Below are 24,347 nucleotides of genomic sequence, written 5' to 3'. Positions count from 1 at the left end.
CTGCCCCCCGTCCCTGCGGGACGCCCCCCGGGATATTTGCCCCAAGGTGAAAACAGCACCGGGCTGCGTTTCACCTTGGCCGAAATATCCCGGGGGGTGAATTTTCCGAAGGAAAAGAGGGGGGCAGCGCCCCCCTCCTTCACTCCAACTCGATCAGCAGGTCTTTCGCGTCGATCTGCGCGCCCGCGCTGACATGCAGGGCCTTCACCGTGGCCTCGCGGTCGGCATGCAGGCCGGTTTCCATCTTCATCGCCTCGATCGTCAGCATCAGATCGCCCGGACGCAGCTTCTGCCCCACCGTCACCGCCACCGCGGCGATCGAGCCCGGCATCGGCGCGCCGACATGGCCCGGATTGGCCGGATCGGCCTTGGGCTTGGCCTTGGTCGCGGCCTTGACCTGACGGTTCGGCACCCGCACCGCGCGGGGCTGGCCGTTGAGTTCGAAGAACACCTTGGCGTCGCCCGTCTCGTCGGTCTCGCCCACCGTCTGCAGCCGGATTTCCAGCGTCTTGCCCGGGTCGATCTCGGCCGAGATTTCCGAGCCCGGGGCCATGCCGTAGAAGAAGACCGGCGTCGGCAGGGTCCGCACCGGGCCATAGACCCGATGCCGCCCCATGTAATCAAGGAAGACCTTGGGATACATCAGATAGCCCGCGAGATCCTCGTCATCGACGGCGCGGCCCTCCATGTCGGCCGAGAGCTTCGCGCGCACCGCTTCCAGATCGACCGGGGGCAGATGCTTGCCGGGGCGTTCCGTGCTGGGGGCCTCGCCCTTGAGCACCTTGGCCACGATCGCCTCGGGCCAGCCGCCGGGCGGTTGGCCCAAGTTGCCGCGCAGCATGTCCACCACCGAGTCGGGGAAGGCCATGTCCTTGGCCGGGTTCAGCACGTCTTCGCGGGTCAGGTTCTGCGCCACCATCATCAGCGCCATGTCGCCCACGACTTTCGACGACGGCGTGACCTTGACGATATCGCCGAAGATCTGGTTCGCATCGGCGTAGGCCTGGGCCACCTCGTGCCAGCGTTCCTCAAGGCCAAGGCTGCGCGCCTGCGCCTTCAGGTTGGTGAACTGGCCGCCCGGCATTTCATGCAGATAGACTTCCGAGGCCGGGGCTTCGAGACCGCTTTCAAAGGCGGCATATTGATGGCGCACGCCCTCCCAGTAGTTCGAAAGTTCGCGGATCGCGGCGATATCAAGGCCGGTGTCGCGCTCGGTATGGGCCATGGCTTCCACGATCGAGCCAAGGCAGGGCTGCGAGGTGCCACCACTGAAGGCATCCATCGCCGCATCGATGGCATCCACGCCCGCATCGGCCGCGGCCAGAACCGTGGCGCCCGCGATGCCGCTGGTGTCATGGGTGTGGAAGTGGATCGGCAGGCCGACTTCTTCCTTCAGCGCCTTGACCAGCGCGCGGGCGGCGGCGGGTTTCAACAGCCCGGCCATGTCTTTCAGGCCCAGAACATGGGCGCCCGCGGCCTCCAGTTCCTTGGCCATGCCGACATAGTATTTCAGGTCGTATTTCGCCCGCTCGGGGTTCAGGATGTCGCCGGTGTAGCAGATCGTGCCTTCGCAGATCTTGTTCGCCTCCACCACCGCATCCATCGCCACGCGCATGTTCTCGACCCAGTTCAGGCTGTCGAAGACGCGGAAGACATCAACGCCCGATTTCGCCGCCTGGGCCACGAAGAATTGCACCACATTGTCGGGGTAATTGGTGTAGCCGACCCCGTTCGAGGCGCGCAACAGCATCTGCGTCAGGATGTTGGGCATGCGGGTGCGGATGTCGCGCAGCCGCTGCCACGGGCATTCCTGCAAGAAGCGATAGGCCACGTCAAAGGTCGCCCCGCCCCAGCATTCGACCGAGAAGAGCCCGGGCAGGTTTGCCGCATAGACCGGCGCCGCCTTGATCATGTCGATCGAGCGCATCCGGGTGGCCAGAAGCGACTGATGGCCGTCGCGCATCGTCGTGTCGGTGATGAGCAACTTCTTCTGGTCGCGCATCCAGTCCGCCACCGCCTTCGGGCCGTCGCGGTCGAGCCTGTCGCGGGTGCCGGGCACGACCGGGCCGCGCAGGGCGGGCAGGCGGGGCGGTTTCGCCTCGGCTGCGGGTTTCGGGCGGCCCGCGGTCTCGGGGTGGCCGTTCACCGAAATGTCGGCGATATAGGTGAGGATCTTTGTCGCCCGGTCGCGGCGCTTCTTGAAGGCAAAGAGATCCGGCGTCGTGTCGATGAACTTCGTCGTGTAGCTCATGTTCTCGAAGGTCGGATGCTTGAGCAGGTTGATGACGAAGTCGATGTTGGTGGACACGCCGCGGATGCGGAATTCGCGCAACGCCCGGTCCATCCGCTTGATCGCCTGTTCCGGGGTCTGGGCCCAGGCGGTGACCTTCACCAGAAGGCTGTCGTAATAACGGGTGATCACCCCGCCCGCATAGGCCGTGCCGCCATCCAGACGAATGCCCATGCCGGTGGCCGAGCGATAGGCGGTCAGGCGGCCATAATCGGGGATGAAGTTGTTCTGCGGGTCTTCGGTCGTCACCCGGCATTGCAGCGCATGGCCGTTCAGCTTCACATCGGCCTGCGAGGCAACCCCGGTCGCTTCGGCGAGCGTCGCGCCCTCGGCGATGCGGATCTGGCTTTGCACGATGTCGATGCCGGTGACCTGTTCGGTGACCGTATGTTCGACCTGCACGCGCGGGTTCACCTCGATGAAGTAGAACTTGCTCGTGTCCATATCCATCAGGAATTCGACCGTGCCCGCGTTCTGATAGCCGACCGCATTGCCGATTTTCAGCGCCAGCGCGCAGACCTCGGCGCGTTGGGCCTCGGTCAGATAGGGGGCCGGGGCGCGTTCGACGACCTTCTGGTTGCGCCGCTGCACGGTGCAGTCGCGCTCAAACAGATGATAAAGCCCGCCGTGGCTGTCGCCGAGCAATTGCACTTCCACATGGCGGGCGCGCAGGATCATCTTTTCCAGATAACCCTCGCCATTGCCAAAGGCGGCTTCGGCCTCGCGGCGGCCCTCGCGGACCTTTTCAATCAGCTCGTCGGGGCCAAGGATCGGCCGCATGCCGCGCCCGCCGCCGCCCCAGCTGGCCTTCAGCATCAAGGGATAGCCGATCTCGGCCGCCTCGCGCTTGATCGCGTCGAAGTCATCGCCCAGAACTTCGGTGGCCGGAATGACCGGCACGCCCGCCGCCATCGCCACCTTGCGCGCCGAGGCCTTGTCGCCCAAAGCCCGCATCGTGGCGGCTTTCGGGCCGATGAAGGTGATCCTCGCGGTCGCAAGCCTCGACGAATTCAGGGTTTTCCGACAGAAGGCCATAGCCCGGGTGGATCGCGTCGGCGCCCGAGTCTTTCGCCACGCGGATGATCTCGTCGATGCTCAGATAGGCGCCCACGGGCGAAAGCCCCGCGCCGATGCGGTAAGCCTCGTCGGATTTGAACCGGTGCAGGCTGAGCTTGTCTTCCTCGGCATAGACGGCGACCGTCTTCTTGCCCAGTTCATTCGCAGCGCGCAGAACGCGGATGGCAATCTCGCCGCGGTTTGCGACCAGAATCTTTTCGAACATCTGAGATCTCCCCGAAAACGCAGCCCGCAAAGCGGGAGGTCAGGGCGAAACCTAACGGCGCCGCAACGCGGCGCAAGGCAAAATTGCGAAATCGGGCAAATTAACTGGCCAATTTCGCTGGTTTTGCAAAGGCCGCGTCACTTCCAGCAGGCGATCTGCGTGGTGAAGCCCTGCGCCAGCGTCAGGATGTCTTCGGCCGCCAGCGTGCCGCCCGGCTCTGCGGCCAAGGGCGCGAAGCCCTGCGCCGCCAGCACCGGCACCAGCGCCGTGGCCTGCACCGCCACCGTCATCTCGGGCGGCAAAAGCTGTGCCGTCGCGCCCTCTTGCGGCAGCACCACGCCCAGAACCGCGCCCGCGCCATCGAGCACCGGGCCGCCGACATCGCCCGGCAGCGTCTTCACCGCCAGCCGCGCCCGGTCGGGCTCGCCCGCAAGGCCGGTCAGATCGGACAGCGTGCCGAAGCTGACGACCGGGGCCGAGAGCGCCTCGGGATAGGAGAACCCCGCCACCGCCAGCGCCGCGCCGCGCCCGGCGGTGACGGTTTCGAACTGCGCCACGGCGGGCGGGGCAAGGGGCGCGAGAGGTTGCAAAACGGCAATGCCAAGCCCTTGATCGGCAAAGGCGATCTTCGCCGGGGCGCCCTCGATCGTGACCTTGCCGCAACGATCCAGCCCCGCGGCCGCGGTCAGCACTGCGCCTTTGGCGTCGATGAAGAGCCCCGAGCGGGCAAATTCCGGGTGCCGCACGTCCAGCCCCGAGATCAGATCGGCGCGCCCCACCGCCATCGGCTGACCGAGCGTCGGGTCCAGCGCGGTCTCGCCCAGCGGCTTGAAGCTGGCCTTCATCGCCGCCAGCACGCGCGCCATCCGCGGCGCGTCATTGGCCGGATAGACCAGCGTGAAGCCCTTGATCAGCCCTTGGAGAGCCGGGCCTCGGTCACCGAATGGATCTGCGCATCCTCGCCCACCAGCGAAAAGCCGGATTTGTCGCGGCTGCGCGGGCCGGTGGTGGGCACGATCTCCAGCGTGGCCATCGCATCGTAAAGCCCGTAAAGCGTGTTCTGGTCGCCCGGTTCGGAAATCAAGAGCACCCGCACGCCGGAATTGCCCTTGGCGCGGTAATGCACGAAGGGCGGGTCGTAATGGTCGAATTCGACCAGTCCCAGCGGCAGGTCGATGGCGATCCCGGCCTTGGCTTCCTCGACCGGCGTGATCCCCAGCGCCGATTTCTCGGTCATCACCGCGCCCAGAAGCTCTGTCAGCTCGGCCGATTTCAGCACGCCCGTGGGCTCATGGCCGTGGCTGTCTTGCCAGGTGGCGATCGCGGTGCGGGTGCCCCGCCCGAAAGCGCCATCAATGCCGCCGGTGTAAACGCCCACCCATTCAAGGGCTTCCTGAATCTTCATCCGCCCCTCGCGGCCCATCGCCTCTTCGGCGCGGCGGGCATCGGCGAGGGTTTCGACCGCGGGCGGGGCGGGTTCTGCGATGGGTTCTGCGATGGGGGCAGCCGGGGCGGGGGCCGGGGCTGGCGCCGCTGCCGGTTCCTGTGTCGGCTCCGGTGTCGGGGCGGCAAGCGCCGCGCCCACGGGCCAGAACTGGCCCTGAAAGCGGCTGCTTTCGGCCACATAGCTGTCGGCCGGGATCGCGCCCGCGGCGCGCATCTGCCGCAGCGCCTCGGCCGCGGCTTCGGGACTGTCATAGGGGCCCAGCGCGACGCCATACCAGCCGCCCGCAAGGGCGAAACCGGCGGCCTCGGGGAAGCTTTCCGACAGCGCCCGCAGCCGCGTTTCGGCCTGACCCAGCGTTGGCAGCGCCTCGATCTGCACCCAGGCCGTTTCCGCCGCCGCCAGACCGGGCACCACACTGGCCCAGACCGTCAGCGTCATCCCCAGCACGCCCGCGCGCAGCGCCGACCGTTTCCCCGCCCCCATATTGTCCCCCGCAATCTTTCCGTCACATATTCGGCGCAAAGTAACAGGATGCGCGCCCGCGTCACCCCCCAATCGCCGCATTTTCCGCCCCGCAAGGCGGCATCCGGTTGACCCTGTGCCGCCCCTTGCCTAGAGAGGGGGCGTTTCGCTTTCAAGGTCGGTGACATGGAAAAACCTGCTGCGCCCCGCTCGTTTCAGGAGATCATCCTGCGGCTGATGACCTATTGGTCCTCCAAGGGCTGCGCGGTCTTGCAGCCCTATGACATGGAGGTTGGCGCGGGCACCTTCCACCCGGCCACCACGCTTCGCAGCCTGGGCAGCCAGCCCTGGGCGGCGGCCTATGTGCAGCCCTCGCGCCGGCCGACCGATGGCCGCTATGGCGAAAACCCGAACCGGTTGCAGCACTATTATCAATATCAGGTGCTGATCAAACCGAGCCCGCCCGATCTGCAGGCGCTGTATCTGGGCTCGCTCGAAGCGATCGGGATTGATCTGGGCCTGCATGACATCCGCTTTGTCGAAGATGACTGGGAAAGCCCGACGCTCGGCGCCTGGGGTCTGGGCTGGGAGGTCTGGTGCGACGGCATGGAAGTGTCGCAATTCACCTATTTCCAGCAGGTCGGCGGGCATGATTGCAAGCCGGTCTCGGGCGAGTTGACCTATGGTCTGGAACGTCTGGCCATGTATGTGCTGGGCATCGACCATGTCATGGACATGCCCTTCAACGACCCCGCTTCGCCGATCCCGCTGAAATACGGCGATATTTTCCGGCAGACCGAGGAGGAATATTCCCGCCACAATTTCGACGGCGCGAATACCGAGGTGCTGTTGCAGCACTTCCTGGATGCCGAGGCCGAATGCGAACGGCTTCTGGCCTTCCCGGCCGAGGACCCGAATTCCGGCAAGCGCATCGTGATGGCGCATCCGGCCTATGACCAGTGCATCAAGGCCAGCCACCTCTTCAACCTGCTCGATGCGCGCGGCGTGATTTCGGTCACCGAACGGCAGGCCTATATCGGCCGCGTCCGCGCCTTGGCGAAGAAATGTGCCGATGCCTTTGTCACCACCACCGCGGGCGGCTGGCGGCCGGAGGCGCAGGCGTGACACCGCTTCTGCCTGTCGCGGCGACGCTGGCGCTGGTTTCGGCCGCCGTGCCCGCCGAGGTTGCGTTGACGGCGATCGAAACCGGCCAGCCCGAGCCGATCCTGACCGAGGACTGGCAGGCGGGGCCGGGGCGCTGGGCTGTTTCCGCACGCCGCTTTCGCTCGCGCTTTGACCGAGACCTTCGCGCTTTACGATGCCGCCGCGCCCGGCCCGCCGCAGGCGCCGCCCTGTTTCGATGCCGCGCGGATCGGGGCCGATCTGGCCTCGGGCGTGGCGGTGGCCTTCCTTGGGGCGCGCAACATCACCCCCGGCGTCGATCGCGTCGTCGCCGTCTATCCCGATGGCCGGGCCTATGTCTGGCAGCAACCGAATGACCTTGCGGGGAAAAACTGACATGCCCGAACTGCTGATCGAACTTTTCTCGGAAGAAATCCCGGCGCGCATGCAGGGCTTCGCCCGCGACACCCTGCGCAAGATGATCACCGACGGTCTGGTCGAGGCCGGTCTGACCTATGGCCATGCGCAGGCGTTTTCGACCCCGCGCCGTCTGGTGCTGGTGCTGGATGGGCTGTCGACCGAAAGCCCGACGCTCCGCGAAGAACGCAAGGGCCCGGCCGTCACCGCGCCCGAGGCGGCGGTGCAGGGCTTCTTGCGCTCCACGGGCCTCACGCTCGATCAACTGGAAAAGCGCGACGACAAGAAGGGCCAGGTCTGGTTCGCGGTGATCGAAAAGCCCGGCCGCGCCGCGCCCGAAATCGTCGCCGAGGTGCTGGAAAAGACGATCCGCAGCTTCCCCTGGCCGAAGTCGATGCGCTGGGGCAATGGCACGCTGAAATGGGTGCGCCCGCTGCATTCGATCCTGTGCCTTCTGTCGGACGACACCGGGGCTTCGGTGGTCGATCTGGACGTGGACGGCATCAAGGCGGGCGCCACCACGGCCGGGCATCGCTTCATGGCGCCCGATCGGTTCACGGTGACCGGCTTTGACGACTACGCCGCCAAGCTGAAAGCGGCCAAGGTGGTGCTGGACAGTGCCGAGCGCGAGGCGATGATCTGGCACGACGCGACGCAGCTGGCCTTCGCGCAGGGGCTGGAGCTGGTCGAGGACAAGGGCCTTTTGACCGAGGTCGCGGGGCTGGTCGAATTCCCGGTCGCGCTGATGGGGGCGATTGCGGAAGACTTCCTGCATCTGCCGCCCGAGGTGCTGCAAACCTCGATGCGGGAACATCAGAAGTTCTTCTCGGTCAAGAACCCGAAAACCGGCCGGATCGAGGGTTTTGTCACCGTGGCGAACCGCGAGACCGCGGATCACGGCGCGACGATCCTCAAGGGCAACCTGAAGGTGCTGTCGGCGCGGCTGTCGGATGCGCGGTTCTTCTGGGAACACGACCTGCGGGTGGTGAAGACCGAGGGCTGGAGGGTATGGGCGCGGGGCTGGCGAATGTCACCTTCCACAACAAGCTGGGCAGCCAGAAGGCCCGGATCGACCGCATCGCCGCGCTGGCGCGCGAGATTGCGCCGCTTGTGGGCGCCGACCCGGATCAGGCCGAAAAAGCCGCGCTGGTGGTGAAATCCGATCTGCGCTCGGCGATGGTCGGCGAATTCCCGGAACTGCAGGGGCTGATGGGCAGCTATTACGCCCGCGCGCAGGGGCTGTCGGACGAGATTGCCAATGCCTGCAAGGGCCATTACTCGCCGCTCGGCCCGTCCGATGCCGTGCCGTCCGAGCCGGTGACGGTGGCGGTGGCGCTCGCCGACAAGATCGACACGCTGACGGGCTTTTGGGCCATCGACGAGAAACCCACGGGCTCGAAAGACCCCTTCGCGCTGCGCCGCGCCGCGCTGGGTGTGATCCGGCTGGTGCTGGGGAATGGGCTGAGGATGGGGCTTGTGAAACGTTTCACGTCAGCCTTGGTCGCGTCGCGTCAGTTCTCTGTCTACGCTGCGGTGCCTACGGGAGGCCACGACACGCTCTTGGACGGTAATAAGACTGCAAAAGTCCTATCCAAACGGATTGAGAGCGCTTCAGAGCTACAGGCGGCATTCGACAACAAATGGGAGGTGTTCGTAGAGTTTGGCGGCACCGAGCATGTTGATTTTGATTTGGGCAATCTCGCGAAGCATATAGCGGAATCCGATGCTCTGAAGCTGACTTCCGACCTCCTCTCCTTCTTCCATGACCGTCTCAAGGTCTTCCTGAAGGACGAGGGCATCCGTCACGATGTCATCGACGCCGTTCTTGCCATGCCCGGCAATGACGACCTGACGCTTGTCGTGAAACGGGCCGAGGCGCTGAGCGCCTTCCTCAAGACCGAGGATGGCACCAACCTCATCCAGGGCTTCAAACGCGCGAACAACATCCTGACCAGGCCGAGGCCAAGGATGGCGTCGAATACAGCTTCGGCGCCGATGTGAAATTCGCCGAAGCCGAGGAAGAGAAAACCCTTTTCGCCGCCCTCGACGCCGCCGAAGCGGCACTGGCCCCGGCGATGGCCTCGGAGGATTTCGCCACGGCCATGGCCGAAATGGCGAAACTGCGTGCCCCCATCGACGCCTTCTTCACCGCGGTGCAGATCAACGCCGAAAACCCGATCGTGCGGCGCAACCGGTTGAACCTGCTCTCGCGCATTCGCCAGATCTGCCAAAGCGTCGCCGATCTGACGAAACTCGACGGCTGATATCATCTTGCCGAAAATATCCCCGCCGGAGGCTCCTCCGGCGGACACGGAACCAAGGTCTGACGGCCGCGCCCCAAGGTCACGCTTGCGCCCGTCACAATTCGGCCTATCCTGCTGACGTCAGGGAATTGCCGCAATGCAGAAAATCGCCGACTTCTCCGAGTTCGTGGAACTCTCTCCCGCTGCGCCGGTGCAGGCCACCCGGCACGGCTGGCGGGCGAAATGTCTGCAACGGCTGATCCGGCTTGATTTGCCGGTGCCGACGACGGTCGCCCTGCCGGTCGAAACCGTGCGCGCCATCGCCGCCGGGCAGATGCCCGACACCGGCCGCATCGCCGCCGTCTTCGGCCATGATTTCCTTGTCTCGGTCCGATCCAGCCCTGAAAATCCCGAATGGGGCGGGCCGGGCACGGTCTTGAATGTCGGCATGAACGACGCGATGCATGCGCGGCTGTGCGACAGTCACGGGCGCGAGGCGGCCGATGCGCTTTATCTGCGCTTCGTGCAAAGCTACGCCACCCATGTGGCGCGGCTTGACCCCGACATGTTCCACGCAGGCCCCGGCGAGGGCGCGCTGGCCGCCGCGCTGTCCGCCTATCACGCCGAAACCGACGAGCCTTTTCCGCAAGATCCGGCCCGGCAACTGGCCGAGGTGCTGCGCTCGATGGCGCGGGCCTGGGAAGGCACGACGGCGCGGCTGCTGCGTCAGGCCAAGGGGGCGCCGCCCGATGCGGTGCTGGGCCTTCTGGTGCAGCGCATGGCTTTGGGGATCGGGCCGGGGATTTCCGGCTCGGGCACGATGCAGTTTGTGGACAGCGTGACCGGCGCGCCGCGGATCACCGGGCGGTTTCGTGGCCAGTCGCAGGGGCGCGCGCTGTCCGATGACACGCTGTTTTTGACCCGCGATCCGCGCGGGCTCTCGCTTGAGGAACTGGCGCCCGAGATTTTCGCGGTGCTGCGCAGCCATGGCGCCACCTGCCGGACGCGGCTGCGCGAGGAAATGCAGCTGGAATTCGCCATCGAGGGCGGGCGGATTTCGGTGATCGACGCGGTGCGGGTGGCGCGCTCGGCCCGGGCGACGGTGAAGATCGCGGTGGCTCTGGCCGAGGAGGGGATCATCACCCGCGAAGACGCGCTGTTGCGCGTCGAACCGCGGGCGCTGACGGAACTTTTGCATTATCAAGTGGATCCGCGCGCGCCGCGCGACCGCTTTGCCCGCGGCATCGCCGCCAGCCCCGGCGCTGCCGTGGGCCGCATCGTCTTTACCGCCGCGGCCGCGCAGGCCAGTGCCGCGCGGGGCGAGCCCTGCATTCTGGTGCGCCGCGAAACCGGGCCCGAGGACATCCGCGGCATGCATGCGGCCGTGGCCGTGCTGACCGAACGCGGCGGCATGACCTCGCACGCCGCGGTGATCGCCCGCGGTCTGGGGCTGCCCTGCATCGTCGGCTGCACCGAGGTGCAGATCAATGCTCGTGACCGCTCGCTTCGCGGCCCCGACGGGCGCACCTTTCTGGAAGGCGAGCTGATCACCGTCGATGGCAGCAATGGCGAGGTGCTGGCGGGCGCGGCCGAGATGCTGGAACCGGCGCTCGATGACGGGTTCCGCACGCTGCTGCGCTGGGCCGAGACGGTCTGCGACATCGGCATTCGGGCGAATGCCGACACGCCCGACGACGCCCGCACCGCGCGGATGTTCGACGCCGACGGCATCGGGCTGTGCCGGACCGAGCATATGTTCTTTGACGAAGACCGCCTGACGGTGATGCGCGAGATGATCTTTGCCGATACGCCGAACGACCGGCGGGTGGCGCTGGATCGTCTGCTGCCGATGCAACGCGCCGATTTCATTGCGCTTTTCGACATCATGGCGGGGCAGCCCGTCTGCATCCGGCTGTTCGACCCGCCGCTGCACGAATTCTTGCCGCATGACCGCGAAGGCCTGCGCGAACTGGCCGAGGCGCTGGACCGGCCGCTTTCGGAAGTCACCCGCCGGGTCGAGGCGCTTTCGGAATTCAACCCGATGCTGGGGATGCGCGGCGTGCGTCTGGGCGTCACCGTGCCGGAAATCTACGACATGCAGGCCCGCGCGATCTTTGAGGCGACCGTCGAGGCCAGCCGCCGCGGCGCCCCGGTGGTGCCCGAGGTGATGATCCCGCTTGTGTCCGCCGCGCGCGAGGTCGAGATCGTCAAGACCCGGATCGACGCCGTCGCCAGTGCCGTGCGCACCGAGATGAAGGCGGATTTCGATTACCGGCTGGGGGTGATGGTGGAAACGCCGCGCGCCGCGCTGCGGGCGGGCGAGATCGCGGAACATGCGCATTTCCTGTCCTTCGGTACCAACGACCTGACGCAGATGACCTATGGCCTCTCGCGTGACGATGCGGGGCGGTTCATGTCGGCTTATGTCAATCAGCATGTCTATGCCGAAGACCCGTTCCACATTCTGGATGTCGAAGGGGTGGGGGAACTTCTGCTCATGGGGGCCTCGCGCGGGAAGGCGGCGCGGCGCGATGTGACGATCTCGGTCTGTGGGGAACATGGCGGCAACCCCGAATCAATCGCCTTCTGCCGGGCCGCCGGATTCGATTATGTGTCCTGTTCACCTTTCCGGGTGCCGGTGGCCCGCCTTGCAGGCGCACATTTCGCGCTTCTGGCGCCGCGGAATCGATTCTGACGCAAAATGTTGCGTGAATTTAGGGTTAACGGAACAAAAGCTCTGGCGTTTTCTTTCCGTTACCTTTAGTCGCATTCAGTAACCCGAGGGGTGAGTCGGGTTGCTGATTTGCGCGGATTTCCGCCGCTTTTGCGGTGGAAATGGTTCGCGCGCTTTCGCTTGGTGGACATTTCCCCCGTTGCTGGTCTATGCCCGTGCCGTCGCGGCCCTGGGCCGGGGCGATTGTCCTTATCGAAAGAAGACCATGTCAGTGCTGAAAAGCTGGACGGGGGGGATGCTCATCCTCCTGGCCCTCGCCGGAGGCTCGCGTGCCGAAACGACGGTAAGCCAGTCGAACGATCCCACGGCGGTTGCCGAACAGGGGCTGATGCAGCTTCTGTTTCAGGAACGGGTGGGTTTGCGGTCGGTTCCCCCCGACCGGGTGGCCGCCATCACCGCCGCGCCAACGGTGCGCGCCTGGCCCTGGAACCGCGAACCGGTGACCGAGGCGCCGGTCGAAATCACCGAAAGCTGGCTGGCGGCGCAACCCCGGGCGCATGGGGACGCGCAATTCCAATGCCTTGCGCAGACGATCTATCACGAGGCCCGCGGCGAAAGCCTGCAAGGTCAGGTGGCGGTGGCCGAGGTGGTGCTGAACCGGATGGATGATCCGCGCTTTCCGAAAACCATCTGCGGTGTTGTCGGGCAGGGCGGGCGCGGCGGCTGTGCCTTCAGCTGGACCTGCGACGGGCGGCCCGACGAGGCCAAGGACCGCGCCGCCTGGGATCAGGCCGCCAGAATCGCCCGCGCGATGATCGACGGCGCACCGCGGCGGCTGACCGATGGCGCCACCTTCTTCCACACCCATGGCGTGCGCCCGACCTGGACGCGCAGCTATCAGCGCACGGCCCGGATCGGCGCCCATACCTTCTACCGGCGTCCGCTGCAGACCGCGGCAATCCGTTAAGGTCGCAACCGCGGTCGGGAATGACGTTTCGGGGTGGGCTTCGGTCCGCCCCCTTTCTATATCTGGGGGCGAAAGGTGGCCTTCATGCACTCCGACACATCCCTTGCCTTCGCCCATCCCGAGGAGCGCGCGCTGGCCTCGGCGCCCGCCGATCCGCGCGACCGGATCAGCCTGCGCGATCATGTGGTGCTGGCCGATATCGGCGCCTTTCAGCAGGAACGCGGCCATGGCCAGCGGCTGAATTTCAACGTCGTGGTCGAGGTGACGCCGGAAACGGCGCCGCTCGACGATGATGTGGACCGCATCCTGTCTTATGACCGCATCACCGAGGCGATCGCGGCGGAACTGGCGGCCGAGCGGCTCAACCTGCTGGAAACGCTGGCCGAACGGGTGGCGGAACGGATTTTGGCGCAGCCGCGCGCGATGCGGGTTTTCGTGCGGATCGAGAAGCTGGACCGCGGCCCCGGCGCGCTGGGGGTGGAAATCGTGCGTGCCCGCGCCTCGGTGCCGGTGAAGGCGCTCGACGAGGAGGCGACGCTGCATCCGGTCGTGGCCTGTCTTTCGAATGACGTGATCGCGGCGCCGGATCTGTCGGCGCGGCTCGATGGTCTGGCGGCCTCGGGCATGCCGGTGATCCTGACGGTGGGGATGCCCGCCGTGGCCCCGCCCGAGACCGGGCACCGGCCGACGCAGCGGCGCATCGACCTGCTCGCCATCGAGCAGAACGCCTGGGTGCTGGCGGCGCGGGATCCGCGCTGCGTGGTGGTGGCGACGCGGACCGAGATCGACTGGGCGATGCGGCGGGGGCAGATGCTGGTCTGGGCGCCCTCGAAAATCGTTCTCGATGCGGTGGATGGCCCCAAGGGGCCGGTGCGCGAGGCCGGAACCCTGAGCCTGTGGCTGGCCGAGCAGCTGGCGGCGACGCGGCTGGAGCTTCACGGCGATGTTTCAGCTCCGGCGGGAAGCCGCGTGCCGGTGGTTGCGGTCGCGCGTTAAGCGCCGCTTCATCTTGCCAAGCGGCGGCGCTTTGGCGAAGAGAGACGCATGAAAGTCTACTATCGCCCGATTGCCCAGACCGATGCCGTCCGTCCCGCGGGGGCTGTGCCCTTGGCCGGGGGCTGGTGCTGGTTCTCCCATGCCGAGGCGCTGACGCGCGCGGGCGCGCAAGGGCTTGTTCCGGCGTCCGAAATCCCGCCCGCGCGGCTCGACCGTCTGACCGCGCCGCGCCCGGCCTTGGCCGGGATCGGCTTTGACCGCCCCTCGGTCATGGGCATCCTGAACGTGACCCCCGACAGCTTTTCCGATGGCGGCCGGTTCGACGCGCCCGAGGCGGCTTTGGCCCAGGCCCGGGCGCTGGCGGCGGCGGGGGCGGATCTGCTGGACATCGGTGGGGAATCGACCCGCCCCGGGGCCGCGGAAGTGGCTGTTTCCGAAGAAATTTCCCGCACCGCCCCGGTGATTGCCGCGCTGCGGGCGCAGGGCTTCGCGCGGCCGATCTCGATCGACACCCGCAAGGCGGCGGTGGCCGCGGCGGCGGTGGCGGCGGGGGCGGGGCTGGTGAATGACGTCTCGGCGATGCTCTTTGATCCGGCGATGGCGGCGACGGTGGCGGGCTCGGGCGCGGCGCTTTGCCTGATGCATGCGCAGGGCACGCCCGCGACGATGCAGGCCGAGCCGCGCTATGACGATGTTTTGCTGGATGTTTACGACCATCTGGAGGCGCGTCTGGCCGAGGCCGAGGCGGCGGGGATCGACCGTGCCCGGGTGCTGCTCGATCCCGGGATCGGTTTTGGCAAGACCGTCGCGCATAATCTGACGCTCTTGCGGGGGCTGTCGCTTTTTCACGGCCTTGGCTGTCCGATCCTGCTGGGCGTCTCGCGCAAACGCTTCATCGGCACCATCGGCGGGGTCGAGAGGGCCGATGCCCGCGCGCCCGGCACGCTGGCCGTGACGCTTTCGGGGCTTGCGCAGGGGGTGCAGATGCACCGGGTTCACGATGTCGCCGAGATCGCCCAAGGCATCCGGCTTTTTGATGCCATCACAAGGGGTTACACGCCATGACGCGGAAACTTTTCGGCACCGACGGGGTGCGGGGCGAGGCCAATACCTGGCCGATGACGGCGGAAATGGCGCTGAAACTGGGCGCGGCGGCGGGGCGGTATTTCCGCCGCGACGGCCGCAACGGGCATCGGGTGGTGATCGGCAAGGACACGCGGCTGTCGGGCTACATGCTGGAAAATGCGCTGACGGCGGGGCTGACCTCGACCGGGATGAACGTGCTGCTTCTGGGCCCGGTGCCGACGCCCGCCGTGGGGTATCTCACGCGGTCGATGCGGGCGGATCTGGGGATCATGATCTCTGCCAGCCACAACCCGGCAAAAGACAATGGAATCAAGTTCTTCGGCCCCGATGGCTTCAAGCTGTCGGACGAAGCCGAGCTGGAGATCGAGGCGCTGGTGGCGGGGGAGATCCGTCTTGCGCAGCCGATGAATATCGGGCGCGCGAAGCGGATCGACGACGGGCTGGGGCGCTATGTCGAATATGCCAAGACCACCTTTCCGGCGCGCGACCGGCTGGCGGGGCTGAAGGTGGTGATCGATTGCGCCCATGGCGCCGCCTACAAGGCCGCGCCGCAGGTGCTGTGGGAGCTGGGCTGCGAGGTGATCGAGATCGGCACCAAGCCCAACGGTCTGAATATCAACGAAAAATGTGGCTCGACCCATACCGCCGCCGCGGCCGAGGCGGTGGTGGCGCATGGCGCGGATCTGGGCATCAGCCTTGATGGCGACGCCGACCGGGTGATGATCCTGGACGAGAACGGTCTGGTGGCGGACGGCGATCAGATCATGGCCCTCTTTGCGGCGCGTTGGGCCGAGGCGGGGCTTTTGCGCGGGGGCGCGCTGGTCGCCACGGTGATGTCGAACCTGGGTCTGGAACGCTTCCTGACCGGGCGCGGGCTGGCTCTGGAACGCACCGCGGTCGGCGACCGCTATGTGGTCGAGCGGATGCGGGCAGGCGGTTTCAACCTGGGCGGCGAGCAATCGGGCCATATCGTGATGACCGATTACGCGACGACGGGCGACGGGCTGATGGCTGGGCTGCAGTTTCTGGCCGCGATGGCCGAGACCGGAAAGCGCGCTTCAGAGCTGACGCGGCAATTCCAGACCGTGCCGCAGATGTTGAAAAACGTAAAGTTCAAGGCGGGTCAGGCACCACTTGAGAACGAAAATGTTCGAAAAGTGATCGCGGAGGCCGAGAGCCGGATTGCCGCTCAGGGCCGCATCCTGATCCGCAAATCGGGGACCGAGCCGCTCATCCGGGTGATGGCGGAATGCGAAGATGCGGGTCTTCTGGCGGAAACGGTCGAGGGGATCGTGGCGGCGGTGGAACAGGCCACCGCCTGAGCGTTACAGCGTGACGGCGGCGTAAAGCCCGCAAACGGCGATCCCTGCCGTCACCACCAGCCCCGCGACGGGGTAGCCACCGTGTCGGCCAAGGCGCAAAAGCGCCTGCAGCACGCCCAGCGTCCACAGCGCGTAAAGCCCCGCGGCGATGCGGAAGAACGGTGTCAGCGCCCCCGGCGCCTGCGCGTATAGCAAACCCCCGATCAGCACCACGGCGGGCACGACGAACAGCAGCACGCCGAAAAGCCCAAGCCAGAATGTGTCGCCAAATCCAAGCCTTGCACTGACAAGATCGGCGAACCAGCCGGGGGTGAAGATCTTGGCGCGCTCGCGGGCCAGCGCCTCAAGCTGCTTTGGGGTCAATTCGCTCATCGGGCTCTCCTTTGCGGGAACCCTGACCGAAAAAGGGGCGCCCCGCAAGGCGCCCCCTGAAGTCCTGTCGCGCCGATCAGTTGCGCGAACGATCGACCATCTTGCCCTTGGCGATCCAGGGCATCATCGCGCGCAGTTTCGCGCCGACTTGCTCGATCTGGTGTTCGTCGTTGATGCGACGGGTGGCCTTGAAGAAAGGCTGGCCGACGGCGTTTTCCTGCATGAAATCACGCACGAATTTGCCGGTCTGGATGTCGGTCAGCACGGCTTTCATCCGGGCTTTCGTCTCGTCATAGGGCAGGATGCGCGGGCCCGAGACATATTCGCCATATTCGGCGGTGTTCGAGATCGAGTAGTTCATGTTCGCGATGCCGCCTTCGTAGATCAGGTCCACGATCAGCTTCACTTCGTGCAGGCATTCGAAATAGGCCATTTCCGGCTCGTAACCGGCTTCGACCAGGGTTTCAAAGCCCATGCGGATCAGCTCGACCAGACCGCCGCAGAGCACGGCCTGTTCGCCGAACAGGTCGGTTTCGCATTCCTGACGGAAGTTGGTCTCGATGATCCCCGAACGGCCGCCGCCGATGGCCGAGCAGTAGGACAGCGCGATGTCCTGCGCCTTGCCGGTCGCGTCATTGTGGACGGCAAACAGGCAGGGCACGCCGCCGCCCTTGGTGTATTCGCCGCGCACGGTGTGGCCCGGGCCTTTCGGCGCCATCATGATCACGTCGATGCCCGGCTTCGGCTCGATCAGGCCGAAATGCACGTTCAGGCCGTGGGCAAAGGCGATCGCAGCACCCTCGCGCAGGTTGTCATGGACGTATTTCTTGTAGGTCTCGGCCTGCAGCTCGTCGGGCATGGTGAACATGATCACGTCGCACCAGGCGGCGGCTTCGGCGATCCCCATCACCTTCAGCCCTTCGCCTTCGGCTTTCTTCGCCGAGGGCGAACCCTCGCGCAGCGCGACGACGACGTTCTTGGCGCCCGAATCGCGCAGGTTCAGCGCATGGGCATGGCCCTGCGAGCCGTAGCCCAGAATGGCGACCTTTTTGTCCTTGATCAGGTTCACATCGCAGTCGCGATCATAAAACACGCGCATGGCGTTCCTCCAGTTGTGATGGCGGCAGGATAGGCTATTTGTGGCGATTGCGCATTCAAACTTCGTGGAATATGGCTATTCCGAATAAAGATCATTCGTCAAATGACGGAAGATGGGAAAAATCATGCAGGTGGATGACATCGACCGCCGGATCTTGCGGCAGATGCAGGCCGACCCCGGGCTGCCCCGTGCAGAACTGGCCGCGCGCGCCGGGGTGACGGCGGCAAGCCTGTGGCGGCGGCTCGAACGGCTGCGCGAAGGCGGCGTGATCCGCGCCGAGGAGGCGGTGATCGACTGGCGCAAACTGGGCTGGGAGATCGAGGTTTCGGTCCGTTTCACGCTGGACAAGACCCAGCCTGGCTTCTTCGACGAATTCCTGGAGGCCGCGCGGAAAGTGCCGGAAGTCATTGAAATTCAGACATTCCTTGGTCAGGTCGATGTGCGGCTGAACGTCATTGCCCGCGACATGGCGCATTATCAGGAGATCTACCGCGAACGCATCCTGGCGCTGCCGCATATCGCCGACACCGATGCGCTGATGCTGATTTCGACGCTGAAGGACACGGCGGAGCTGCCGCTGTGATCGCGCTCGATGACATCGACCGGGCGTTCCTGCGGGCTTTGGCACAAGATGCGACGCTTGGGGCGGGCGAGCTTGGCCGTCGTTTCGGGCTGTCGCAACCTGCGGCTTGGCGCCGAGTGAAGCGGCTCGAGGAGGCGGGGGTGATCGCCGGGCGGCGGTTGGTACTGGACCGCCAAGCCTTGGGTTTTGGCGTCACCGTCTTTCTGGGCATCAAGCTGGCCACCAAGGGCCGGATTTCCTTTGAGGATTTCGAGCGCGCCGTGCAGGCGATCCCCGAGGTGCAGGTGGTGCAGCACGTCCTTGGCCGCTTCGATTACCGGCTGCGGGTTGGCGCCCGCGACATCGCCGATTTCGAGCGCGTGCTGCGGCGGCGGATCATGACCCTGCCCGGGGTCGGGCAGATCGAAGCCAACGTGATGCTGTCGGAAGAACGCCGCCCGGGACCGCTGGGCTGATTTTCGCGGCGATGAATTTGCGGGCAGGGTGGCGCGAATTTATGCGCCGCCGGGCTGGCCGCGATCTTGCTGGCGCGGCAGCCCCCGCCTGACATGGACGCGCGGGCGCGGCGGGCGTTTGCTGACCCCATGTTCGACTCTGCGCGCCCCCCTCGTTTCCAGCGCAGCCATGGCCAGGCGTCCGTGGCTTTCGCGGGCGCGCGTCTGACGGGGCTTGCGCAGCGCGGCTCGGCCAAGGCGCTGCTGCCGCATGTGCGAGGCGTGCCGGAGGTGGTGTTTTTGAACACCTCGGGCGGGCTGACGGCGGGGGATACGCTGCACTATGGGCTCGACCTCTCGGGCGGGGCGCGGGGGGTGGCAACGACGCAGGCGGCCGAGCGCGCCTATCGCGCCTATCGCGCCGAGGGGGAGGCCGCCCGGGTGACGGTGGCGCATCGGGTGGGGCAGGGCGGCTGGCTTGACTGGCTGCCGCAGGAAACCATCCTGTTCGACCGCGCTCGGTTGCACCGCGAGACCACGGTGGATCTGGCCGAAGATGCCGGATGCCTGCTTCTGGAAGCGGTGGTGCTGGGCCGCGCCGCGATGGGCGAGACCGTGCAGGAATTGCACTTTTCCGACATGCGTCGGATCAACAGGGCAGGAAAGCCAGTCTTTCTGGAGCCCCTGTTGCTGAATTCGAACATCATCGCCAAGGGGGCACGGGGCGCGCTGCTTGGGCCTGCGCGCGCCTTTGCGACGCTGGTTCTCTGCGCGCGGGGTGCCGAAGATGCGGTGGGCCCGGCCCGCGCCGCGCTGACGGTGCCCGGCGTTCAGGCCGCGGCCTCCGGCTTTGACGGCAAATGTGTGGTGCGCCTGCTGGCCGAGGATGGCTGGCCCCTGCGCAAACAGATCCTGCAACTGATGGGCGCTTTGCGACGGGGCGCGCCCCCGCCGCGCGTCTGGCAAACCTGAGGGGACAAGATGAACCTGAGCCCGCGTGAAAAGGAAAAGCTGCTCGTCAGCCTGGCGGCCATGGTGGCGCGCAACCGGCTGGCGCGGGGGGTGAAGCTGAACCACCCGGAAGCCATTGCGATCATTAGCGATTTCGTCGTCGAAGGGGCGCGCGAGGGCCGCAGCGTCGCCGATCTGATGGAGGCGGGCGCCCATGTCATCACCCGCGAGCAGTGCATGGAGGGGATCGCCGAGATGATCCACTCGATCCAGGTCGAGGCGACCTTCCCCGACGGCACCAAGCTTGTCACCGTCCACCATCCGATCCGCTGAGGTAAGCCCATGATACCAGGTGAAATCTTCCCCGCCGAGGGCGATATCGAACTGAATGCGGGCGCCGCGGCGATCACGCTCATGGTGGCCAATACCGGCGATCGCCCGGTGCAGGTGGGCTCGCATTACCATTTTGCCGAAACGAACCCGGGGCTTGCCTTTGATCGCGCGGCCGCCCGCGGCTATCGCCTTGATATTGCGGCGGGAACGGCTGTGCGTTTCGAACCTGGCCAGAGCCGCGAAGTGCAACTTGTGCCGCTGGCCGGTGCCCGTCGCGTCTTTGGCTTCAATGCCAAAGTGATGGGAGAGCTCTGATGCCGCGTCTCATGTCCCGCGCCACCTATGCCGACATGTTTGGCCCGACGACCGGCGACAAGGTCCGCCTTGCCGATACCGATCTGATCATCGAGGTTGAAAAAGACCTCACAACCTACGGAGAAGAGGTGAAATTCGGCGGCGGCAAGGTGATCCGCGACGGCATGGGGCAAAGCCAGATCCCGCGGTCGGGCGGCGCGATGGACACCGTCATCACCAATGCGCTGATCGTCGATCATACCGGCATCTACAAGGCGGATGTCGGTCTGCGCGATGGCCGCATCGCGGGGATCGGCAAGGCGGGCAACCCCGACACCCAGCCCGGCGTGACGCTCATCATCGGCCCCGGCACCGAAGTCATTGCGGGCGAAGGGAAAATCCTGACCGCGGGCGGGATCGACACGCATATCCACTTCATTTGCCCGCAACAGATCGAGGATGCGCTGGCCTCCGGCATCACCACGATGCTGGGCGGCGGCACCGGCCCGGCGCATGGGACGCTGGCCACCACCTGCACCCCGGGGCCGTGGCATATCTCGCGGATGCTGCAAAGCTTCGAGGCCTTCCCGATGAACCTCGCCCTGGCCGGAAAGGGCAATGCAAGCCTGCCCGAAGGTCTGGTCGAACAGGTCAAGGCGGGCGCTTGCGCGTTGAAATTGCACGAGGATTGGGGAACGACCCCGGCCGCGATCGACTGCTGTCTGACGGTTGCCGAGGACATGGACGTGCAGGTGATGATCCACACCGACACGCTGAATGAATCGGGCTTTGTCGAGAACACGCTGGCGGCTTTCAAGGGGCGCACCATCCATGCCTTCCATACCGAGGGGGCCGGGGGCGGCCATGCGCCGGACATCCTGAAAGTCGTGTCTTCGCAGAATGTTATCCCCTCGTCGACGAACCCGACCCGGCCCTATACGAAGAACACGGTCGAGGAACATCTCGACATGCTGATGGTCTGCCACCACCTTGACAACAAGGTGCCCGAGGATGTGGCCTTTGCCGAAAGCCGGATCCGCAAGGAGACGATCGCGGCCGAGGATATCTTGCACGACATGGGCGCGATGGCGGTGATTTCGTCCGACAGTCAGGCCATGGGGCGGGTCGGCGAAGTGATCATCCGCTGCTGGCAAACCGCTGATAAAATGAGAAAACAGCGTGGGCGGCTGGCCGAGGAAACCGGCGCGAACGACAATTTCCGGGTGCGGCGCTACATCGCGAAATACACGATCAACCCTGCGATCACGCATGGGCTCTCTGACCATGTCGGCTCGGTCGAGGTGGGCAAACGCGCCGATCTGGTGCTCTGGCATCCGGCGTTTTTCGGCGCCAAGCCCGAGATGGTGCTGATGGGCGGGATGATCGTGGCGGCGCAGATGGGCGATCCGAACGGCTCGATTCCCGCGCAACCCTTCTACACCCGGCCGATGTTCGGTGCCTTTGGCAAGGCCCTGTCGCACAGCGCCGTCACCTTCGTTTCCGCCGCGGCCGAGGCCGAGGGCGTGGCCGAAAAACTGGGGCTGTCAAAGCAGGTGCTGGCGGTCAAGGGCACGCGGACGATCGGCAAGGCCTCGATGCGGCTGAACACCGCCACACCGCAGATCGAGGTGGACCCGGAGACCTACGAAGTGCGGGCCGATGGCGAGATCCTGACCTGCGAACCGGCGGAAACCCTGCCGCTGGCGCAGCGTTACTTCCTGTATTGACGGCTCAATGCGGCTGCTGTCCGGCAAAACGCCCCGCAGGCGCGACGCTCTGCGGGGTGGGCGCAGGCTGATTGGTCCCCGCCTCCGGGGTCGCGGGGCCCTTGCGGGTCGCGCGCAGCACGCGGGTCACCTTTTCCCGGGTATAGGCGGGGTCCAGCCGGATCGCCTCGGGCAGAAGCCGCGGATCGAAGATGCGCTGGCGGTTCGTCACCAGCTCGACCTTGTGGACGCGGCCGATCTTCGGCATCGCCGCATCGCGCAACAAAATCTCGCGCAGCGCCCCTTCGCGGGCGCGCAGCCGGGCGATTTCGGCCCGGATTTCGGCCAGTTCATCGGCAGGGGGTTTGAGCTGCATCCGTCACTCCCGTTCTGGGTTTCGTCCTCGCCATGCTGCCAAGTCATGTTTAAGAAAGCTCTAAATCGCGGAGGAAAATCATGTCGTTGATGCTTCGGGCCAGCCGGGTGCTGCCGGCGGGCGGCTGGACGGGGGCGGCCGATCATGTCGCGCTGGACTATGAGGGGCGGTTCTTGCGCCGCAAGCGGCTGGTGGCGGCCTCGGGCGCGGAATTTCTGGTTGACCTGCCCGAGGTGACGAACCTGCGCGGCGGCGAGGCCTTTGCGCTCGACGACGGGCGGCTGATCGAGGTGCGCTGCGGGCTGGAACCGGTGCTGGTCGTCACGGGTGATCTGACCCGGCTCGCCTGGCATATCGGCAACCGCCACACGCCCTGCCAGATCGAGCCCGACCGGCTGGTGATCCGCGACGATCATGTGCTTGAAACGATGCTGCGCGGTCTTGGGGCGCGGGTGGAAAAGCGGATGGAGCCCTTTCGTCCCGAAAGCGGCGCCTATGGCATGGGCCGGACCATGGGGCATGACCACGGTCCCTTCCATGTCCACGCCTGAGTTGGACCTGCTCGCCCTTGTGCAATGGCTCTCGCCCGCCTTTCCGACCGGGGCTTTCGCCTATAGCCACGGGCTGGAACAGGCGGTCGTCGCGGGCGAGGTCCGGTCCGAGGCGGCGCTGTGCGACTGGCTCGCCGATATCCTGGAACATGGGGCGGGCTGGAACGATGCGGTGCTTCTGGCCTGCGGTCTGCGGGGCGAGGATCTGGCGGATCTGTCCGATCTGGCGCGGGCTTTGGCGGGCACGGCGGAGCGGCTGCGGGAGACCGAGGAACAGGGGGCGGCCTTTGCGCAGGCGCGGGCGCAAATGACCGGAACTTGCACAAATGCGATGCCGCTGCCTTTGGCGGTTGCGGCTGCGGCCAAGGAAACAAGCCTGCCGCCGGAACAGGTCATTGCCCTTTTCCAACATGCCTTCGCATCGAACCTTGTCATGATCGGTGTGCGGTTCATCCCCTTGGGGCAGGCGGCGGGGCAAAGGGTTCTGGCGGCGCTGCATCCCGTCATCGCGCGGCTTGCCGCCCGCGCCGCAACGGCCACGCCCGCCGATCTGGCGCAATCCGCCTTTCGCGCCGAGATCGCCTCGGCCGCGCATGAAACGCTTGATGTAAGGATCTTCAAGACATGACGAATGGACCTTTGCGCGTCGGCATCGGCGGCCCGGTCGGCGCGGGCAAGACGACGCTGACCGAACAGCTGTGCCGGGCGCTGGCGGGGCGGCTTTCAATGGCGGTGGTGACGAATGACATCTACACCCGCGAGGATGCCGAGGCGCTGATGCGCGCCCAGGTGCTGCCCGCCGACCGCATCCGCGGCGTCGAGACCGGGGGGTGTCCGCATACGGCGATCCGCGAGGATGCCTCGATCAACCTCGCCGCCATTGCCGATCTGACCCGCCTGCACCCCGATCTTGATCTGATCCTGATCGAGTCGGGCGGCGACAATCTGGCCGCCACCTTCAGCCCGGAGCTGGCGGATCTGACGATCTATGTGATCGACACCGCCGCCGGGCAGGACATTCCGCGCAAGCGCGGCCCGGGGGTGACGCGATCGGACCTGCTTGTGGTGAACAAGACCGATCTGGCGCCGCATGTGGGGGTCGATCCGGTGCTGCTGGAAGCGGACACGCAACGCGCCCGCGGGTCGCGGCCCTATGTGATGGCGCAGCTGCGCCGCGGCGTCGGCATCGACGCCATCGTCGCTTTCCTGATCCGGGAAGGCGGTCTTGAACAAGCGCCCGCCCCGGCCTGATGCGCAAGAGTCGCGCCAAACCCGTTCCCAAAACGCCCGGTTCTTGCGCAAAGGCCGGGCGTTTGCCTGTCTTGTGCACAATTCTGCGC

21 protein-coding genes and 2 pseudogenes are annotated in these 24,347 nt (G+C 66.1%); 17 read left to right on the top strand and 6 right to left on the bottom strand.

What is annotated here, in order from left to right:
• Positions 1-139: 139 nt before the first annotated feature.
• From ACTTAG_RS12485 to ACTTAG_RS12475, 3 genes and pseudogenes are all read right to left on the bottom strand, one after another.
• Positions 140-3,572: pseudogene (locus ACTTAG_RS12485) on the bottom strand (pyruvate carboxylase).
• Positions 3,573-3,709: 137 nt separating this feature from the next.
• Entirely contained in the window at positions 3,710-4,438 is a 729-nt protein-coding gene (locus tag ACTTAG_RS12480) for a S1 family peptidase (protein WP_444462629.1), read from the bottom strand.
• Positions 4,439-4,482: 44 nt separating this feature from the next.
• A complete protein-coding gene (locus ACTTAG_RS12475; RefSeq protein WP_444462628.1) occupies positions 4,483-5,502 on the bottom strand; it encodes a peptidoglycan-binding protein in 1,020 nt (339 codons plus the stop codon).
• Between the two features lie 165 nt (positions 5,503-5,667).
• On the opposite strand from ACTTAG_RS12475, the gene ACTTAG_RS12470 reads away from it, so the two are divergent.
• The 8 genes and pseudogenes from ACTTAG_RS12470 (at position 5,668) to glmM (ending at position 16,308) form a co-directional block, all read left to right on the top strand.
• Positions 5,668-6,606, top strand: coding sequence for a glycine--tRNA ligase subunit alpha (locus ACTTAG_RS12470; RefSeq protein ID WP_055212963.1), 939 nt, complete (start codon positions 5,668-5,670; stop codon positions 6,604-6,606).
• Positions 6,607-6,774: 168 nt separating this feature from the next.
• Positions 6,775-6,999 carry a DUF6446 family protein gene (locus ACTTAG_RS12465; protein WP_444462627.1) on the top strand — a complete coding sequence of 75 codons (225 nt, stop codon included), beginning with the start codon at positions 6,775-6,777 and terminating at the stop codon, positions 6,997-6,999.
• 1 nt (position 7,000) lies between these two features.
• Positions 7,001-9,284, top strand: a pseudogene (gene glyS / locus ACTTAG_RS12460) (glycine--tRNA ligase subunit beta).
• Between the two features lie 136 nt (positions 9,285-9,420).
• Positions 9,421-11,958: a putative PEP-binding protein gene (locus ACTTAG_RS12455; protein WP_444462626.1), complete on the top strand. Its 2,538-nt coding sequence runs from the start codon at positions 9,421-9,423 to the stop codon at positions 11,956-11,958.
• A gap of 244 nt (positions 11,959-12,202) precedes the next feature.
• The gene (locus tag ACTTAG_RS12450; protein ID WP_444462625.1) at positions 12,203-12,904 is read left to right on the top strand and encodes a cell wall hydrolase; all 702 of its coding nucleotides are present in this window, start codon (positions 12,203-12,205) and stop codon (positions 12,902-12,904) included.
• An 84-nt stretch (positions 12,905-12,988) separates the two neighbouring features.
• Positions 12,989-13,900 (top strand): dihydroneopterin aldolase, encoded by a 912-nt coding sequence (locus tag ACTTAG_RS12445; RefSeq protein ID WP_444462624.1) that lies wholly within the window; start codon positions 12,989-12,991, stop codon positions 13,898-13,900.
• 48 nt (positions 13,901-13,948) lie between these two features.
• Positions 13,949-14,965, top strand: coding sequence for a dihydropteroate synthase (gene folP / locus ACTTAG_RS12440; protein ID WP_444462623.1), 1,017 nt, complete (start codon positions 13,949-13,951; stop codon positions 14,963-14,965).
• Complete coding sequence (gene glmM / locus ACTTAG_RS12435) at positions 14,962-16,308, top strand: phosphoglucosamine mutase (RefSeq protein ID WP_444462622.1); 1,347 nt, start codon at positions 14,962-14,964, stop codon at positions 16,306-16,308. The genes folP and glmM overlap by 4 nt, the downstream gene beginning before the upstream one ends.
• A 3-nt stretch (positions 16,309-16,311) precedes the next feature.
• Here glmM and ACTTAG_RS12430 read toward each other — a convergent pair whose 3' ends face one another.
• Positions 16,312-16,680, bottom strand: a complete 369-nt coding sequence (locus tag ACTTAG_RS12430) for a hypothetical protein (RefSeq protein ID WP_444462621.1) — start codon at positions 16,678-16,680, stop codon at positions 16,312-16,314.
• Positions 16,681-16,756: 76 nt separating this feature from the next.
• Positions 16,757-17,827: a ketol-acid reductoisomerase gene (ilvC, locus tag ACTTAG_RS12425; protein WP_444465248.1), complete on the bottom strand. Its 1,071-nt coding sequence runs from the start codon at positions 17,825-17,827 to the stop codon at positions 16,757-16,759.
• 76 nt (positions 17,828-17,903) lie between these two features.
• On the opposite strand from ilvC, the gene ACTTAG_RS12420 reads away from it, so the two are divergent.
• The 6 genes from ACTTAG_RS12420 (at position 17,904) to ureC (ending at position 22,101) form a co-directional block, all read left to right on the top strand.
• Complete coding sequence (locus tag ACTTAG_RS12420) at positions 17,904-18,362, top strand: Lrp/AsnC family transcriptional regulator (RefSeq protein ID WP_444462620.1); 459 nt, start codon at positions 17,904-17,906, stop codon at positions 18,360-18,362.
• Positions 18,359-18,817, top strand: a complete 459-nt coding sequence (locus ACTTAG_RS12415) for an Lrp/AsnC family transcriptional regulator (RefSeq protein ID WP_444462619.1) — start codon at positions 18,359-18,361, stop codon at positions 18,815-18,817. Before ACTTAG_RS12420 ends, ACTTAG_RS12415 begins: the two co-directional genes overlap by 4 nt.
• Before the next feature lie 129 nt (positions 18,818-18,946).
• Entirely contained in the window at positions 18,947-19,768 is an 822-nt protein-coding gene (locus tag ACTTAG_RS12410; RefSeq protein ID WP_444462618.1) for an urease accessory protein UreD, read from the top strand.
• A 9-nt stretch (positions 19,769-19,777) separates the two neighbouring features.
• Complete coding sequence (locus ACTTAG_RS12405; RefSeq protein WP_444462617.1) at positions 19,778-20,080, top strand: urease subunit gamma; 303 nt, start codon at positions 19,778-19,780, stop codon at positions 20,078-20,080.
• A 9-nt stretch (positions 20,081-20,089) separates the two neighbouring features.
• Positions 20,090-20,395 carry an urease subunit beta gene (locus ACTTAG_RS12400; protein ID WP_444462616.1) on the top strand — a complete coding sequence of 102 codons (306 nt, stop codon included), beginning with the start codon at positions 20,090-20,092 and terminating at the stop codon, positions 20,393-20,395.
• Entirely contained in the window at positions 20,395-22,101 is a 1,707-nt protein-coding gene (gene ureC, locus ACTTAG_RS12395) for an urease subunit alpha (RefSeq protein ID WP_444462615.1), read from the top strand. Before ACTTAG_RS12400 ends, ureC begins: the two co-directional genes overlap by 1 nt.
• Positions 22,102-22,105: 4 nt before the next feature.
• On the opposite strand, the gene ACTTAG_RS12390 is transcribed toward ureC, so the two are convergent.
• On the bottom strand, positions 22,106-22,456 hold the full coding sequence (locus tag ACTTAG_RS12390; RefSeq protein WP_444462614.1) for a hypothetical protein: 351 nt from the start codon (positions 22,454-22,456) through the stop codon (positions 22,106-22,108).
• 80 nt (positions 22,457-22,536) lie between these two features.
• Between ACTTAG_RS12390 and ACTTAG_RS12385 the strand changes: the two genes are divergently transcribed.
• Genes ACTTAG_RS12385 through ureG form a run of 3 tightly spaced genes read left to right on the top strand, consistent with a single transcriptional unit; the run spans position 22,537 to position 24,258 of the window.
• The gene (locus ACTTAG_RS12385) at positions 22,537-23,007 is read left to right on the top strand and encodes an urease accessory protein UreE (protein ID WP_444462613.1); all 471 of its coding nucleotides are present in this window, start codon (positions 22,537-22,539) and stop codon (positions 23,005-23,007) included.
• Entirely contained in the window at positions 22,976-23,635 is a 660-nt protein-coding gene (locus ACTTAG_RS12380) for an urease accessory protein UreF (RefSeq protein WP_444462612.1), read from the top strand. Before ACTTAG_RS12385 ends, ACTTAG_RS12380 begins: the two co-directional genes overlap by 32 nt.
• Positions 23,632-24,258, top strand: a complete 627-nt coding sequence (gene ureG / locus ACTTAG_RS12375; RefSeq protein ID WP_444462611.1) for an urease accessory protein UreG — start codon at positions 23,632-23,634, stop codon at positions 24,256-24,258. Before ACTTAG_RS12380 ends, ureG begins: the two co-directional genes overlap by 4 nt.
• Positions 24,259-24,347 lie beyond the last annotated feature (89 nt).

Source organism: Rhodobacter capsulatus (genome assembly GCF_052363185.1).
Classification (GTDB): Bacteria; Pseudomonadota; Alphaproteobacteria; order Rhodobacterales; family Rhodobacteraceae; genus Rhodobacter; species Rhodobacter capsulatus_E.
This window is presented reverse-complemented; position numbering and strand designations above follow the sequence as displayed.